General features: G+C 65.6%; 17 protein-coding genes. 13 read left to right on the top strand and 4 right to left on the bottom strand.

The window, feature by feature from the left end; all coding sequences use genetic code 11:
- Positions 1–118 precede the first annotated feature (118 nt).
- Complete coding sequence (locus EWH21_RS15940; protein WP_277698811.1) at positions 119–562, top strand: rhodanese-like domain-containing protein; 444 nt, start codon at positions 119–121, stop codon at positions 560–562.
- Here EWH21_RS15940 and EWH21_RS15935 read toward each other — a convergent pair.
- Both EWH21_RS15935 and EWH21_RS15930 read right to left on the bottom strand, forming a co-directional pair.
- A complete protein-coding gene (locus tag EWH21_RS15935) occupies positions 543–884 on the bottom strand; it encodes an EscU/YscU/HrcU family type III secretion system export apparatus switch protein (protein WP_037050489.1) in 342 nt (113 codons plus the stop codon). The two genes, EWH21_RS15940 and EWH21_RS15935, sit on opposite strands and share 20 nt — an antisense overlap.
- On the bottom strand, positions 881–2,413 hold the full coding sequence (locus tag EWH21_RS15930) for a flagellar hook-length control protein FliK (protein ID WP_277698810.1): 1,533 nt from the start codon (positions 2,411–2,413) through the stop codon (positions 881–883). The genes EWH21_RS15935 and EWH21_RS15930 overlap by 4 nt, the downstream gene beginning before the upstream one ends.
- A 159-nt stretch (positions 2,414–2,572) precedes the next feature.
- On the opposite strand from EWH21_RS15930, the gene ccmA reads away from it, so the two are divergent.
- The 10 genes from ccmA to EWH21_RS15880 all read left to right on the top strand — a co-directional run bounded on the left by ccmA (position 2,573) and on the right by EWH21_RS15880 (position 9,885).
- Positions 2,573–3,217: a cytochrome c biogenesis heme-transporting ATPase CcmA gene (gene ccmA, locus EWH21_RS15925; protein WP_277698809.1), complete on the top strand. Its 645-nt coding sequence runs from the start codon at positions 2,573–2,575 to the stop codon at positions 3,215–3,217.
- Positions 3,214–3,885 carry a heme exporter protein CcmB gene (ccmB, locus tag EWH21_RS15920; RefSeq protein ID WP_037050495.1) on the top strand — a complete coding sequence of 224 codons (672 nt, stop codon included), beginning with the start codon at positions 3,214–3,216 and terminating at the stop codon, positions 3,883–3,885. Before ccmA ends, ccmB begins: the two co-directional genes overlap by 4 nt.
- A gap of 64 nt (positions 3,886–3,949) precedes the next feature.
- Positions 3,950–4,705, top strand: a complete 756-nt coding sequence (locus tag EWH21_RS15915; RefSeq protein ID WP_179554517.1) for a heme ABC transporter permease — start codon at positions 3,950–3,952, stop codon at positions 4,703–4,705.
- Positions 4,702–4,878 (top strand): heme exporter protein CcmD, encoded by a 177-nt coding sequence (gene ccmD, locus EWH21_RS15910; RefSeq protein ID WP_037050499.1) that lies wholly within the window; start codon positions 4,702–4,704, stop codon positions 4,876–4,878. The genes EWH21_RS15915 and ccmD overlap by 4 nt, the downstream gene beginning before the upstream one ends.
- On the top strand, positions 4,875–5,363 hold the full coding sequence (gene ccmE / locus EWH21_RS15905; RefSeq protein WP_037050501.1) for a cytochrome c maturation protein CcmE: 489 nt from the start codon (positions 4,875–4,877) through the stop codon (positions 5,361–5,363). The genes ccmD and ccmE overlap by 4 nt, the downstream gene beginning before the upstream one ends.
- Entirely contained in the window at positions 5,360–7,333 is a 1,974-nt protein-coding gene (locus tag EWH21_RS15900) for a heme lyase CcmF/NrfE family subunit (RefSeq protein ID WP_277698808.1), read from the top strand. Before ccmE ends, EWH21_RS15900 begins: the two co-directional genes overlap by 4 nt.
- On the top strand, positions 7,330–7,869 hold the full coding sequence (locus EWH21_RS15895) for a DsbE family thiol:disulfide interchange protein (RefSeq protein ID WP_037050505.1): 540 nt from the start codon (positions 7,330–7,332) through the stop codon (positions 7,867–7,869). The genes EWH21_RS15900 and EWH21_RS15895 overlap by 4 nt, the downstream gene beginning before the upstream one ends.
- Positions 7,866–8,354 carry a cytochrome c-type biogenesis protein gene (locus EWH21_RS15890; protein ID WP_037050507.1) on the top strand — a complete coding sequence of 163 codons (489 nt, stop codon included), beginning with the start codon at positions 7,866–7,868 and terminating at the stop codon, positions 8,352–8,354. Before EWH21_RS15895 ends, EWH21_RS15890 begins: the two co-directional genes overlap by 4 nt.
- Positions 8,351–9,562, top strand: coding sequence for a c-type cytochrome biogenesis protein CcmI (ccmI, locus tag EWH21_RS15885; protein ID WP_277698807.1), 1,212 nt, complete (start codon positions 8,351–8,353; stop codon positions 9,560–9,562). Before EWH21_RS15890 ends, ccmI begins: the two co-directional genes overlap by 4 nt.
- A complete protein-coding gene (locus EWH21_RS15880; protein WP_037050511.1) occupies positions 9,559–9,885 on the top strand; it encodes a hypothetical protein in 327 nt (108 codons plus the stop codon). Before ccmI ends, EWH21_RS15880 begins: the two co-directional genes overlap by 4 nt.
- Before the next feature lie 65 nt (positions 9,886–9,950).
- Here the strand turns inward: EWH21_RS15880 and EWH21_RS15875 are convergent, their stop codons facing one another.
- Together EWH21_RS15875 and EWH21_RS15870 are read right to left on the bottom strand one after the other, a co-directional pair.
- Complete coding sequence (locus tag EWH21_RS15875) at positions 9,951–11,408, bottom strand: DASS family sodium-coupled anion symporter (RefSeq protein WP_037050513.1); 1,458 nt, start codon at positions 11,406–11,408, stop codon at positions 9,951–9,953.
- 82 nt (positions 11,409–11,490) lie between these two features.
- The gene (locus EWH21_RS15870; RefSeq protein ID WP_277698806.1) at positions 11,491–12,357 is read right to left on the bottom strand and encodes an ion transporter; all 867 of its coding nucleotides are present in this window, start codon (positions 12,355–12,357) and stop codon (positions 11,491–11,493) included.
- A 297-nt stretch (positions 12,358–12,654) separates the two neighbouring features.
- Here EWH21_RS15870 and EWH21_RS15865 point away from each other — a divergent pair, with 297 nt between their 5' ends.
- Positions 12,655–13,605 (top strand): hypothetical protein, encoded by a 951-nt coding sequence (locus EWH21_RS15865; protein ID WP_277698805.1) that lies wholly within the window; start codon positions 12,655–12,657, stop codon positions 13,603–13,605.
- 246 nt (positions 13,606–13,851) lie between these two features.
- Entirely contained in the window at positions 13,852–15,543 is a 1,692-nt protein-coding gene (locus EWH21_RS15860) for a molecular chaperone HscC (RefSeq protein WP_277698804.1), read from the top strand.
- Position 15,544 lies beyond the last annotated feature (1 nt).

Genomic DNA, 15,544 nt, shown 5'->3' with positions numbered 1-15,544 from the left:
ACTGATAGTCGGCAGCGTTCTTAGCAGGTCCACGGGCCTGCCCAATCAGTCCTAGCGCCTGTTTCATCCCATCTAAGCTGAAAGAAGGTTCTCGTGCGGCATTCGGAGGGGGATGATCATGCGTCGTCTGCTCGTTCTGCTCGCCAGCTGCTTGCTCTGCCGGTCGCTGATGGCTCAGGAAGCGCCTTTGCAAGTGTCCGGCGCCATCACCGTCAACGTCATGCAGGCCAAGCACCTGCATGACCATGGCGCGCTGTTCATCGATGTACGCCCGGCGCGCGAGTGGGGCTGGGGACATGTGCAGGGCGCCGTGCACCTGGACCTGCACGGCCGTTTTCCCGGCCTCGCCGAGGCATCCCTGCCGCGCGAGACGCCCCTGGTGATCTACTGCGACAGCGAGGTGTGCGCGCAGAGCGCCGTGGCCGTCGAGCAGGCGGTGCGCTGGGGCTACACCCGGGTGTTCTATTTCCGTGGTGGCTACTTCGTCTGGCAGCTGTTCGACCTGCCCAGCAGCAAGGAGGCCGCCGACCAGCGTCTGGCGGTCAGTTCGCCGGCCCCTTGAGCAGGGGCAGCGGTGGCGTGACGTCGCGTTCGGCATCCGGGTCGAAGCCTGCGGGTGTCTTGCCCTGCAGGTACCAGGCGAAGGCGATGATCTCGGCGATGCAGCGATACAGCGTCTCGGGAATGGCGTCCCCCAGCTCCAGGCGCGCGAGCAGGCGCACCAGTTCGGCATTCTCGTAGATCGGCACTTCGTATTCGCGGGCGATGGCGAGTATGGCTTCGGCCAGCTCGTCGTCGCCTTTGGCGCTGAGCACGGGGGCGCTCTGTCCGTCGTAGTTGAGGGCGATCGCCTGGCGCGGCTCGGGCTGTGTCTTGCGGCTCATGCGGTTTCATCCACCCAGCGTTGTTCCAGCGAGGTCTTCGGGCCTTGTGGCGGCATGCCCAGACTGCAGGCCAGTTCGCCGACCTCCAGGCCGGCGGCCTGCAGGCGCTCACGCAGATGGCCAAGTTCGGCGTTGATCAGCTGGGTGGTGTCGGCGCGTTCGGCCCACAGCTGGCTGGACAGGCTGCCGCGCAGTAACTGTGCGCGTACCTGCAGCGGGCCGAGGTGGTCCAGCTCGAACGCCAGCTCGACCTTCCACAGCGTGTCCTTCTGCTCGGCTTTCTCCGCTTTGCCGCTGTCCTCGCGCTGCAACTTGACCTGCAAGGGGATCACCTCCTGCTGGTGGCGCATGGGCAGCTCCAGCTGCCAGGTGGTGACCAGGTTGCCGTTGGCGTCCACCTGGGTCTGCGCCAGGCTCGACAGCTGGTGCGTCTGCAGCCGCGATACGGCGGCAGCGGCGAGCTTCAACAGGGTTTCCAGATCGGCCTCGCCGTCCATGTTCTGCAGCAGGCGCGACGGCAGGGGGAAGGTCAGCGCCTGCTGGCGTGCGGAGCCGCCGGTGGCGTTCACGCCAAGCAGCTGTCGGGCCAACGTAGGCAGGTTCTGGTTGAGGGCGTTCTGCAGGCCGGCAAGCGCGCTTGCACCGCCTGGCAGCTGCGGCATGAGCTGGGCGATCAGGCGCAGCAGGTTGGCCTTGAGGTCCTGGGGCAGGGCGGCGGTCTGGCCTTGCAGCAGCTTGGCTTCAAGCAGTACGCCGCTGCTTTCCAGTGCCTGTGCCAGGCCCTTGGCGGTGCTCAGCTGACTGCTGTCGGGGAGGGCGCCGAGCAGTTTGTCGATGCTGCCGCGCAGGGCGTCGTCCCCGGCACTGAGGTTCTGCAGGCCTTTGAACAGGCCTTCCAGGGACGCCTGGCGGTTCTGCTGCGCGGCCAGCTGCTGGCCCAGCACCAGCTGGTCCAGGCGGCCGCTCAGCGGCAGGAAGGCCAGATTCTGGCTGCCCTGTACCTGGGCGCTGAGCAGGCTGCCGAGGGGCAGCTCCAGCGGGCTGTCCAGGGCCAGCTGGCTGCCAGCCAGCGGTGTGTTGAGCAGGTTCACCAGCAGGCGATAGACCGGCTGGGCGTTCTGCGTCGGCAGCGCATCGCGGCTGACGACCTTGCCCTGCACCAACGTGCCCAGGGGCAGCTGCTGCAGGTCCAGGCTGGTCAGCGGTTTGTCGCCGCCGGCCTGCAGCGCCAGGGCCAGGCGGGTGTCCGACAGCGCCGTCACCAGCAGCGCGCTGCCCTGCGCCAGTGGTCGTGGGCTTTCCGCCTGCAGGGTGGTCTGCTTGCCGCCATCGAGCGTCAGCTTGAGCAGCAGCTGGAAGCTCTGCGCCTGCTCACGGATGGCGACCACCTCGGCCTTGGCGCTTTCGCCCGCGGCCAGCATGCCCTCCAGCGGCTGCAGCAGGCGCACGGCCAGGTCAGCGGCCGTCACCGTGCTGCGAATCACCGGTGGCGAGGAGGGAAGCGGACGTGGGCTGCTGATTTCGCTCATCTGGGCTCTTGGTCGAAAGTCTGTTAACAACCTGTCGAAAATGCTGACTGCGGGGACAGTGATGCGACATGTATAATGCCGCCCCGTTCCGCACCGTACTTCCGGCTCGCGTCAGTATAGCGGCCTGGACTCTGCCTACTTTAACCCTGCCAGGTATCGATGACCCGTACCGTTCCCTTTCTCGAAGCCGTAGCGCTCAGCTGTGAGCGGGATTGGCGCATGTTGTTCGAGCATCTGGATTTCTCCCTGCAGGCCGGGGACATGCTGCAGATCAGCGGCCCCAACGGCAGCGGCAAGACCAGCCTGCTGCGCCTGCTGGCCGGCCTGCGGCAGCCGACGGCGGGCGACATCCTGTTGCAGGGGCGGGCGCTGGCGCAGCAACGCAGCGAGCTGGCGCATGACCTGCTGTGGATCGGCCACGCGGCCGGTATCAAGGGCCTGCTGACTGCCGAGGAAAACCTGGCCTGGCTGTGCGCCCTGCATCGTGCGGCCGACCGCGAGGCGATCTGGCAGGCGCTGGAGGCGGTAGGCCTGCGTGGTTTCGAGGACGTGCCCTGCCACACCCTGTCCGCCGGGCAGCAGCGCCGTGTGGCCCTGGCCCGGCTGTATCTGCCCGACACGCCGCCGCTGTGGGTGCTCGACGAGCCGTTCACCGCCCTGGACAAGCATGGCGTGGCGCAACTGGAGGCGCATCTGGCGCGCCACTGCGAGCAGGGTGGCGTGGTGGTGCTGACCACCCACCACAGCCTCGCGCACAAGCCGGCTACCTACCGCGAACTCGATCTGGGGCAGCACGCCGCATGAGCAACGTCTTCACGCAACTGCTCAGCCGCGAGATGCGCCTGCTGGCCCGTCGCCCATCCGACCTGGCCAACCCGCTGGTGTTCTTCGCCATCGTCATCGCCCTGTTCCCCCTGGCGGTCGGGCCGGAGACGCAATTGTTGCAAACCCTTTCTCCCGGCCTGCTCTGGGTAGCGGCGCTACTGGCCGTGCTGCTCTCGCTGGACGGGCTGTTCCGCAGTGATTTCGAGGACGGCTCGCTGGAGCAGTGGGTCCTTTCGTCGCACCCCCTGCCTCTTCTGGTGTTGGCCAAGGTGCTGGCACACTGGCTGTTTAGCGGCCTGGCGCTGGTGTTGCTGGCGCCCCTGCTGGCCCTGATGCTCGGTTTGCCCGGGCGCTGCCTGCCGGTCCTGCTGCTGTCGTTGTTGCTCGGCACGCCGGTGCTGAGCCTGCTCGGCGCGGTGGGCGCAGCCCTCACCGTAGGTCTCAAGCGCGGCGGGTTGTTGCTGGCGCTGCTGATTCTGCCGCTGTACATCCCGGTGCTGATTCTCGGCAGCGGGGCTCTGCAGGCGGCCTTGCAAGGATTGCCGGCTGGCGGCCACCTGTTGTGGCTGGCCAGCCTCACTGCCCTGGCGGTGACGCTGACACCTTTTGCAATTGCCGCTGGCCTGACCATCAGCGTCGGCGAATAAGAACGAACCGTGATGCGTAGCCCGGATACAGTCCGGGCCACGTTACAGATGATGAGTCGACTGAATGAACTGGACGTGGTTTCACAAGTGGGGTTCGCCCAAGTGGTTCTATGAGATGAGCGGCCGCTGGCTGCCCTGGCTGAGCGTCGCGGCGCTGCTGCTGATCGCCGTCGGCCTGGTCTGGGGCCTGGCCTTCGCGCCGCCGGACTACCAGCAGGGCAACAGCTTCCGCATCATCTATATCCACGTTCCTGCGGCCTTCCTGGCCCAGTCCATCTACGTCATGCTGGCCGTCGCCGGCCTGGTCGGGCTGGTCTGGAAGATGAAGCTGGCCGATGTCGCCCTGCAACAGGCCGCGCCGGTCGGCGCCTGGATGACGGCGATCGCGCTGGTCACCGGTGCCATCTGGGGCAAGCCGACCTGGGGCACCTACTGGGTCTGGGACGCGCGCCTGACGTCGATGCTGATCCTGCTGTTCCTCTACTTCGGCGTCATCGCCCTGGGCAACGCCATCAGCAACCGCGACAGCGCCGCCAAGGCCTGCGCCGTGCTGGCCATCGTCGGCGTGGTCAACATTCCGATCATCAAGTACTCGGTCGAGTGGTGGAACTCGCTGCACCAGAGCGCGACCTTCAAGATCACCGAGAAACCGGCGATGCCGGTCGAGATGTGGCTGCCGCTGCTGCTCGCGGTGCTGGGTTTCTACTGTTTCTTCGGCGCCGTGCTGCTCTATCGCATGCGCCTGGAAGTGCTCAGGCGCGAGGCCCGCAGCAGCTGGGTCAAGGCTGAAGTGCAGGCACTGGTGGAGGGCAAGGCATGAGTTTCGCGTCGTTCTCCGAGTTTCTCGCCATGGGCACCCATGGCGCCTACGTCTGGAGCGCCTATGGCATCAGCCTGGTCGTCCTGGCGTTGAATGTGGTGCTGCCGATCCTGGCACGCCGCCGTTATCTGCAAGACGAGGCGCGCCGTTTGCGCCGGGAGAAGTCGAAGTGAATCCGGTTCGCAAGAAACGCCTGTACATCGTCCTGGCCATTCTCTGTGGCGTCAGCATCGCCGTCGCCCTGGCGCTGAGCGCGCTGCAGCAGAACATCAACCTGTTCTACACGCCGACGCAGATCGCGGCCGGCGAGGCGCCGGTCGATACCCGCATCCGCGCCGGTGGTCTGGTGGAAGAGGGCTCGGTGAAGCGTTCGGCGGATTCGCTGCAAGTGGACTTCGTCGTCACCGACGGCGCTCACGGCGTGACCATTCGCTACCACGGCATCCTGCCGGACCTGTTCCGCGAAGGGCAGGGCATCGTCGCCCTGGGTCGGGTCAACGAAGACGGCGTGCTGGTGGCCGACGAGGTGCTGGCCAAGCACGACGAGAACTACATGCCGCCTGAAGTCATGCAGGCGCTGGAAAAGAGCGGGATGATGCAGAAACACGATGAGGCCAAGGCCGCCAAACAGGGCTATCAGCAGGAGCGTGCGCAATGATCCCCGAGCTCGGCCATCTGGCGATGATCCTGGCGCTGTGCCTGTGCCTGGTGCAGGCGACGCTGCCGCTGATCGGCGCCTGGCGCGGTGACCACCAGTGGATGAGCCTGGCGCAGCCGGCTGCCTGGGGTCAGTTCGCCTTCCTGCTGTTCTCCTTCCTGTGCCTGACCTACGCCTTCATGGTCGACGACTTCTCCGTCGCCTACGTCGCCAGCAACTCCAACACCGCGCTGCCCTGGTACTACAAGTTCAGTGCCGTATGGGGCGCTCACGAGGGTTCCCTGCTGCTGTGGGCGCTGATCCTCGCTGGCTGGACCTTCGCCGTCTCGATCTTCTCGCGGCATCTGCCGGAGGAGATGCTCGCCCGCGTGCTGGCCGTGATGGGCATGATCAGCGTCGGCTTCCTGCTGTTCCTGATCATCACCTCCAACCCCTTCGAGCGCCTGCTGCCGAATGCGCCGATCGACGGCCGCGACCTCAACCCGTTGTTGCAGGACTTCGGCCTGATCGTGCATCCGCCGATGCTGTACATGGGCTACGTCGGTTTCTCGGTGGCCTTCTCCTTCGCCATCGCCGCGCTGCTCGGCGGCAAGCTGGACGCGGCCTGGGCACGCTGGTCGCGGCCCTGGACCATCGTTGCCTGGGCCTTCCTCGGCATCGGCATCGCCCTGGGCAGCTGGTGGGCCTACTACGAACTGGGCTGGGGCGGCTGGTGGTTCTGGGACCCGGTGGAGAACGCCTCCTTCATGCCCTGGCTGGTGGGCACCGCGCTGATCCACTCGCTGGCGGTGACCGAGAAACGTGGCGTATTCAAGAGCTGGACGGTGCTGCTGGCCATCGCGGCCTTCTCCCTGAGCCTGCTGGGGACCTTCCTGGTGCGCTCCGGTGTACTGACTTCGGTGCACGCCTTCGCCACCGACCCGGAGCGGGGCGTGTTCATCCTCGCCTTCCTGCTGGTGGTGGTCGGCGGATCGCTGGCGCTGTTCGCCGTGCGCGCGCCGGTGGTCAAGAGCCAGGTCGGCTTCGGCCTGTGGTCGCGCGAGACGCTGCTGCTGGTCAACAACATCGTGCTGGTGGTGTCCGCCGCGATGATCCTGCTCGGTACGCTGTACCCGCTGGTGCTCGATGCCCTGACCGGCGCCAAGCTGTCGGTCGGCCCGCCGTATTTCAACGCGCTGTTCCTGCCGCTGATGGCGCTGCTGATGGCGGTGATCAGCGTCGGCGTGCTGGTGCGCTGGAAGGACACGCCTCTGAAGTGGCTGGGCAGCATGCTGACCCCGGTGCTGGTGGCCAGCGTGGTGCTGGCGGCCATTGCCACCTTCGTCCACGGCGATTTCCACTGGGCGGTGCTGGCTGTGTGTGTGCTGGCCTTCTGGGTGATCCTCGCGGGGGTGCGCGACATCCTCGACAAGACCCGCCACAAGGGCCTGCTCAAGGGGCTGCCGAGCCTGGGCCGCAGCTACTGGGGCATGCAGATGGCGCATTTCGGTTTCGCCGTATGCGCCCTCGGTGTGGTGCTGACCAGCCTGGGCAGCTACGAGCGTGACCTGCGCATGGCGCCGGGTGACTCGGTGGAGCTGGCCGGCTATCGCTTCCAGTTCGACGGTGCCGTGCATCATGAGGGCCCGAACTTCATCTCCGACAAGGGCACGGTGCGGGTCTTCGACGGCGAGCGCGAGGTCAAGGTGCTGTATCCCGAGAAGCGTCTGTACACCGTGCAGCAGGCGACCATGACCGAGGCGGGCATCGATGCCGGGTTCACCCGTGACCTCTTCGTCGCCCTCGGCGAGCCGCTGGAGCAGGGCGCCTGGGCCGTTCGCGTGCACATCAAGCCGTTCGTGCGCTGGATCTGGCTGGGCGGCCTGCTGATGGCCTTCGGTGGCTTCCTGGCTGCCGCGGACAAACGCTACCGGATCAAGGTGCGCACCCGCGTGCGCGAGGTACTGGGTCTGCAGGAGGCCAGCGCATGAAACGTCTACTGATGCTGTTGCCGCTGCTGGCGTTCCTGGCGATTGCCGTATTCCTCTATCGTGGCCTGTTCCTCGATCCGTCGGAATTGCCCTCGGCGCTGATCGGCAAGCCGTTCCCGGCCTTCAGCCTGCCGTCGCTGGAGGACCCCGAGCGCGCCATCAGCGAGGCCGACATCAAGGGCAAACCGGCCCTGGTCAACGTCTGGGCCACTTGGTGTCCGTCGTGCCGCCACGAGCATCCGGTACTGAACAAGCTGGCCGAGGCCGGCGTGGTGATCCACGGGGTGAACTACAAGGACCAGCGCGAGCCCGCACAGAAGTGGCTGCGCGAACTGCACAACCCCTACCAGCTCAACATCGAGGATGCCAAGGGCAGCCTGGGCTTCGACCTGGGCGTGTACGGCGCGCCGGAAACCTTCTTCGTCGATGCCAAGGGCATCATTCGCCACAAGTACGTCGGCACCATCGACGAGCGCGTGTGGCGCGAGCAACTGGCACCGATCTATCAGCAACTCGTCGATGAGGCCCGGCCATGAAGCGTCTGTTGCTTGCTGCCGGCCTGGCATTGGGCCTGGTGGCCGTGGCCCATGCGGCCATCGATACCTACGAGTTCGCCAGCGAGGCGGAGCGTCAGCGCTACCGCACCCTGGTGGAAGAGCTGCGTTGTCCGAAGTGCCAGAACCAGAATATCGCCGACTCCAACGCGCCGATTGCCATGGACCTGCGCGACGAGGTCTATCAGATGGTCGAGGCGGGCAAGACGGACGCACAGATCATCGACTTTCTGGTCGCCCGCTATGGCGACTTCGTGCTCTACAACCCCCCGGTGACCAGCCGCACCTTGCTGCTCTGGTACGGCCCGGCCGGGTTGCTGCTGATCGGCTTCGTGGTGCTCGGCGTGATCGTGCTGCGCCGCCGTGGCCAGCAGAAGGACCGTGCCGACGCAGGCCTCTCCGTTGATGAGCAGGCGCGACTCGCCGCGCTGCTCGACCAAGCTTCTCAGGACAAGAAAGACCGATGATCGATTTCTGGTTGCCCGCCGGGCTGCTGTTGCTGACTGCCCTGGCGTTTCTGCTCATTCCTGTGCTGCGCATCCGCAAGCTGCAGGCCGAAGAAGACCGCACCGCGCTCAACGTCACCCTGTACCAGGAGCGCCTGCAGGAGCTGGAATCCCAGCGCCAGGCAGGTGTGCTCGACGACGCGCAGCTCGAGGCCGGCCGTGCCGAGGCCGCCCGCGAACTGCTGGACGACACCGAGGGCGTGCAGCGTCGCAGCAGCGTGCTGGGCGGCAAGATTCCGCTGTTCGCCGCCTTGCTGGTGCCCGTGCTGGGTGTCGGCCTGTACCTGCACTGGGGCGCCATCGACGAGCTCGAGCAGACGCGCCTGCTGGCGGCCCAGCAGCCGCAGAGCATCGAGGAAATGACCGCGCGCCTGGAGCAGGCGGTCAAGGAGCAGCCGCAGTCCGCCGAGGCCTGGTACTTCCTCGGACGTACCTACATGGCGCAGGAGCGTGCAGGCGACGCCGCCAAGGCGTTCGAACAGGCGGTGAACCTGGCCGGGCGTGCGCCGGAGCTGCTGGGTCAGTGGGCGCAGGCGCTGTACTTCGCCGAAGGCAAGCAATGGAGCGAGCGTCTGCAGGCGCTCACCGACGAGGCGCTCAAGGGCGATCCGCAGGAAGTGACCAGCCTGGGTCTGTTGGGCATCGCGGCCTACGAAAGCCAGCGCTATGCGGATGCCGTACGCTACTGGGAGCGCCTGGTCGCGGTGCTGCCGGAGCAGGACCCGTCGCGTGCCGCCATCGTCGGTGGTATCGAGCGGGCTCGCGAGCAGATGGGCGACGCCGGGCAGGCCAGTGCTGCCGCCGAACCGGGTGCCAAGGTGCATGCGCTGGAGGTCAGCGTGTCGTTGTCGCCCGAGGTGCAGAAGAATGTGCAGCCGGATGATGCCGTGTTCGTCTTCGCCCGTGCCCTCAGCGGCCCGCCGATGCCGCTGGCGGTCAAGCGCCTGAAGGTCTCCGACCTGCCGGCCCGGATCAGCCTTTCGGATGTCGACGCGATGATGCCGGAACTGAAGATCTCCCGATTCGATCAGGTACAGCTGGTGGCCCGCGTGTCCCGCGCGGGCAATGCCACCCAGGGCGAGTGGATGGGCCAGGTCGGCCCGGTGGCCAACACCGCGCGTGAGACCCAGACGCTGTTGATCGACAGCCGCGAAGGGCAGGTGCAATGAAGCGCCTGGTGCTGGCGGCATTGTTCGGATTCGGTCTGAGCGGCTGCGTGCTGCAGCAGCCGAACACACCGATCGACGATCTGCCGCCGGTCCAGCAGCCCTCGCATCCGCGTTATGCGCCGCCGCCTGGGGTGAAGAGCCACTGGAGCCCGGCGCTGGGGGTCTACGTGGTCGAAGGCGCGCGGGACCTGTACTACCGTGAGCGCGTCTTCTATCGCTTCGACGGTGGCTGGAGCTGGTCGCCCCGCGTGGCCGGTCCCTGGCAGGCGACCGACAGCAGCGGCATTCCGCCCGGGCTGTTCCGCCACTATCAGAACCGCTGATCAGGCGGTCCCCGCACATGAAAACGGCGCCCGCAGGCGCCGTTTTTCGTTTGTGCGAGCCGGGCTCAGTGCGCCCAGATCAGCCCTACCAGCAGGTAGCAGATCAGCGTCACCAGCACCACGCCGAACAGGTTGAGGGCAAAGCCCGCCTTGATCATCGACTGGATCTTCATGTGCCCGGTGCCGAACACGATGGCGTTGGGTGGCGTCGCCACCGGCATCATGAAGGCGCAGCTGGCGGCGATGGCGGCGGGAATCGCCAGCAGTTCCGCCGGCATGCCCTGGGACACGGCGAGGGCGCCGAGCAGCGGCAGGAAGGCGGCGGCGGTCGCGGTGTTGGAGGTCACCTCGGTGAGGAAGATGATCACCAGGACCACCACGCCGATCATCGCGATCACCGGCAGGGCGCCCAGCGCCCCCAGGCTCTGCGCGATCCACTCGGCCAGGCCGGTGCTGCGAATCACGCTGGCCAGCGACAGGCCGCCGCCGAACAGCAGCAGCACGCCCCAGGGCAGCTTGCTGGCGCTTTCCCAGTTCATCAGGAACACGCGCTTGCGGGTGTCCACCGGGATGATGAACAGGGCCATGGCGGCTGCGATGGCGATGCTGGTGTCGTTGACGCCGGGTAACTTGTCGGCGATCAGCGGCTGGAATACCCAGGCCAGGGCGGTGAGCACGAACACCAGGGCCACCAGCTTCTCGCCGCGACTCAGTGGGCCGAGTTCGGCCAGTTCGCTGCGGATCAGCTGCGAGCTGTCGTGGCCGGCCAGCTTGAAGCCACCACGGGTCAGCCACCACCAAGTGAGCACCAGCATCACGAACGCCACGGGCAGGCCCAGCAGCATCCATTGGCCGAAGCCGATCTGCACGTCGTAGTTCTCGGCCAGGAAGGCCGCCAGCAACGCGTTCGGCGGCGTGCCGATCAGCGTGGCGATGCCGCCGATGCTGGCGGCGTAGGCGATGGCCAGCAGCAGTGCGGTGGCGAAGCGCTCGCGCTCGGCGCCACCGGAGTCCCGTTCGCCGGCAAGCATGGCCACCACCGACAGGCCGATGGGCAGCATCATGATGGTCGTGGCGGTGTTGCTCACCCACATGCTGAGGAAGGCGGTGGCCAGCATGAAGCCGGCGATCTGCCGGCTCGGCTTGCTGCCCACGGCCAGCAGCGTCATCAGCGCGATGCGCTTGTGCAGGTTCCAGCGTTCCATGGCCAGGCCGAGGATGAAACCGCCGAGGAACAGGTAGATGGTCGGGTTGGCGTAGGGCGCGCTGGCAGCGTTGAGGCTGTCGATGCCCAGCGCCGGGATCAGCAGGATCGGCAGCAGCGACGTGGCCGGGATCGGGATGGCCTCGGTGGACCACCAGGTCGCCATCAGCAGGGTCAGGCCGATGGTGGCCCAGGCGGCACTGGAGAGTCCGGCAGGCGGTTCCGTGAGCAGGCAGGCGAGCAGCAGCAGCGGCCCGAGAATCAGGCCAATCCACGCCGCCTTGGCAGGCGCCGTGGTTTCATTGGTGGTAACGGCCATGGCGCTTCCTTCAGCGTAAAAAAGGCGGCTTTATAGCCCAGCGGGCGACTCTATGACCACGCGCTGGCCCATCGGTTTTGCTTCAGTCTGTTTCACGGCTGTCGCGAGGCGCTGAAGAGGCGGCATCGCAGCGCGTGAACAGCGGCCCGCCGCAGCGGTTGCAGAACGCCGCACTGTGCTCGTGGCGGGGTTTGCGGCAGTGCGGGCAGTCGTGCTCCATCTGGCCGTCCTGGCGCATGGCGTTGGCCAGTTCCGCGGTGAAGATGCCGGTCGGCACGGCGATGATCGAGTAGCCGGTGATCATCACCATCGTCGCCAGCATCTGCCCCAGCGGCGTCTTCGGCGTGATGTCGCCGAAGCCCACGGTGGTCAGCGTCACCACTGCCCAGTAGATGCTGGTGGGGATGCTGGTGAAGCCGTTGGCCGGGCCTTCGACCACGTACATCAGCGCGCCGAACACCGTGACCAGGGTAGAGACGCTGACCAGGAAGACGATGATCTTCTGTTTGCTGCCACGTAGCGCCACCAGCAGGAAATTGGCCTGGGTCAGGTAATGGCGCAGCTTGAGCACGCGGAAGATGCGCACCATGCGGATCGCGCGGACGATCATCAGGTACTGCGCGTCGGCGAACATCAGCGCCAGGATGGCCGGCAGCACGGCCAGCAGGTCGACCAGGCCGAAGAAGCTGAAGGCATAGCGCAGCGGCTTGGGCGAGCAGTACAGGCGCAAGGCGTATTCGACCGCGAACAGTGCGGTGAAGAACCACTCCAGCGCACTGAACAGCCCGGCGTACTGGTTGTGGAAGCGTTCGATGCTGTCGAGCATCACCACCACCAGGCTGGTGAGGATGGCCACCAGCAGCCAGTTGTCGAAGCGCTGCGCTGCCGGCGTGCTGGTCTCGAAGATGATGATGTACAGGCGCTGACGCCAGCTCTGCCGATTGTCCATGGCAATGTCCGAAATCTGAAAAGGGGCACAGCCTAGGCAGGAAGGGGGGAGAGGGCAAGGGACGGCGAGGATTGCTGGCCGCTGCTGGGGGGAAGTGGACGTTTACGAGGTAGAAATCGTGACGCCACCCAGCAAATCACGCTTGGTGGCAAGATGCCATGTGAGCTAACATGAGCCGGTTTTTCGGCGCCGTTTTTTTGCTGTTCAACGGATGGGTGACACGCGCCTCCGCATTGCGCTCCGTTGAGCGTGAAGCAACGCGTTGCCATCGCAGGTCTTCATACAAGGATAGTGTTGATGAGGCGTGACTCTGGTTCACTGGTCGAGGGCGCTCCTGGCGCGTCGGGGTTCATCGGCTGGATACGTGGCTGCACATTGCTGTTGTCTGTCGTGCTGCTGGCTGGCTGTGCAGGACGGGGTGCAGAGCCGCCGAAGCCTGCGACAAATCCGCTGGAGAACATGAACGAGCTGTTGCTGTCGCTGGCTCAGCGACTTGAAACGCTCGCCACGGGCGATCGCGAGCTGGCTCTGGCTCTGCGTAGCAAGGCTGAGTCATTGGACTCGCTCGGCAGGTCACAGCCGGCGCTGGAGGCCATCGACAAGGCGCTTGCCCTGGCGCCCGACGCCGAACTGCAGCAAGAGCTGCTGTCGACCAAGGCTGCGATCCTGTTCAGCCTGGACAGGGCATCGGATGCGCTGGCCATTCTGGTGCCGATGCTTGCGCTGGAGCAGTCGCCGTCTGCCGAGCAGATGGCTGCTGGCCAGGGCGACCTCTCTCAGGAATACATCGTCGCAGCGTTCTGCTACATGAGGCTGGAACGCTGGTCGGATGCAGCACGAGCGCTTTCTCGCACTCAGCCTGCCGGGCCGGAAGACGATCTCGCAGCCTACGTGGCGCTGACCTACAGCTACATCAAGGCCCGCTCTGGCGAGTCCGTGTCTGACGCCTGGCTGGATGCGCAGGTCGAGTTCTCTGCCGCCAGCGATGCGGGGCACTACGGCGCGCTGATTCAGATGTGGCAGGGGGATTTCAACGGCGACCAGATCGCCAAGGGCCTGAGTGCTCTGAAGGGCACTGAGCAGCAGGACGCTCTGGGTGAGGTGCTGTTTCATCGAATGGCCTACGCCAGGTACGTGGAAGACGACCCGGACATGGCTGCCGAGCTGTACGGACGCCTCAACGATCTGGCTCCCTACGGAAACATCGAGTGGATCTATGCCAGGCAGTTCGTCGGCACCGTGCGATGAGCGACTGCCTGTTCGTGCCTGGCACCTGCGGTCGGCCGATTCGTGCCTGCTACCGGCGCATCAGTGCTCGCAGCGCGTAGAGACCGGCCAACCTCTCCCGCTGTTTTCGATTCGCTTCGGCGTCGGACTTATTGCTTCATTCTGATCACGCCTCCCGGAGCAGAGCCCCGGCTTGCAGGCGCTACATTCACGATTCAATCCGGGGCCCGAGGCTCCGCCAGGCTGCCACGGAGGCCGCGCAACAGCATGATCATCGGAATCGACCTAGGCACAACCAACAGTCTTGTCAGCGTCTGGGATGGCGGGGCGGCGAAACTGGTCCCCAATGCGTTGGGGCGTATGCTGACCCCGAGTGTCGTCGGGCTCGATGATGAGGGGCAGCTGGTTGTCGGGGATATCGCTCGCGAGCGCTTGCAAACCCATCCTCACCTCACGACTGCGCTGTTCAAACGGCACATGGGCAGTGCGCACAGTACGCAGCTCGGGTCGCACAGCTTCCGTCCCGAGGAACTCTCGGCGCTGGTGCTGCGCAGTCTCAAGGAGGATGTGGAACGCGCCTACGGCGAGCCCGTTGTCGAGGCCGTGATCAGCGTACCGGCCTACTTCAGTGACGCGCAGCGCAAGGCCACACGCATCGCTGGCGAACTGGCTGGTTTCAAGGTCGAGAGGTTGATCAACGAACCCACTGCCGCTGCACTGGCCTATGGCGTGCATCAGAAGGGTGATGCTTCTTTTCTGGTGTTCGATCTGGGCGGTGGCACCTTCGACGTCTCCGTGCTGGAGCTTTTCGATGGCGTGATGGAGGTTCGTGCCAGTGCGGGCGACAACTTCCTCGGAGGCGAGGATTTTGACGACGCGATAGTGGCCCATGTCGTCGCTGCATTGACCGCTCAGGGGCTGCCCGATCCGCAGCGACCTGCCATTCGCCATCGTCTGCGGCGCGAGGCCCAGCGTGTCAGACACGCGCTTGGGCAGCAGAGTGAGGCCAGGTTCCAGCTGAGCGAGGACGGGCGTGAATGGACTGTGGCCCTGACGCAGGAGCGTCTGCTGGAAATCTGTGAACCGTTGCTCGAGCGGTTGCGTGCGCCAATCGAGAGGGCCTTGCGCGATGCGCGTATCAAAGTGGCGGATCTTGACGAGGTGCTGCTGGTGGGGGGCACGACGCGTATGCCACTGGTGCGCAAGTTGGTGGCGAGTCTGTTTGGGCGCTTTCCCGCGATGCACCTCAACCCGGATGAAGTGATCGCTCAGGGTGCCGCAGTTCAGGCGGCGCTCAAGGCTCGTGATGCGACGCTGGAGGAAGTGGTGCTCACCGATGTGTGCCCATACAGCCTTGGAGTGGAGGTAGCCAGCCATGTCGGTGGGCAGCTGCAGAACGGGCACTATCTGCCGATCATCGAGCGCAATTGTGTGGTTCCTGTCAGTCGGGTGAAGAGCGTCCAGACGCTTCGCGATGGGCAGAAGCACGTGAATGTCCGCATCTTCCAGGGAGAGAGCCGGCTGGTGGCCAATAACATCTTCCTGGGGGAGCTGGAAGTCGAGGTTCCGCCCAGGCCGGCTGGCGAGGTGTCGCTGGACATTCGCTTCACCTACGACATCAATGGCCTGCTCGAAGCCCAGGTGGATACCCTGCTGACCGGGCAGAGCCAATCGCTGGTGATCGAAAACAATCCCGGAGTCATGACTCCGGATGAGATTGCCGAACGCTTCAGCGCTTTGCAGGCGCTCAAGACCCATCCGCGTGATCAGCAAGTCAACAGTGCCCTGATGGCCAGACTGGAGCGCCTGTACCAGGAGAGCCTGGGCGATCTGCGAGAGCATGTAGGGGTGTTGGCCGGGCATTTTTCTGCGGTGCTCGAGCGTCAGGACGAGCGCGAGATCCGTGAGGCGCGCGCGGAACTCCTGACGCGTCTGGATAGCATCGAGAGCGGCTACTGAC

The sequence above is a fragment of the Pseudomonas sp. REST10 genome (genome assembly GCF_029542605.1).
GTDB classification, from domain to species: Bacteria; Pseudomonadota; Gammaproteobacteria; order Pseudomonadales; family Pseudomonadaceae; genus Aquipseudomonas; species Aquipseudomonas khazarica.
This window is presented reverse-complemented; position numbering and strand designations above follow the sequence as displayed.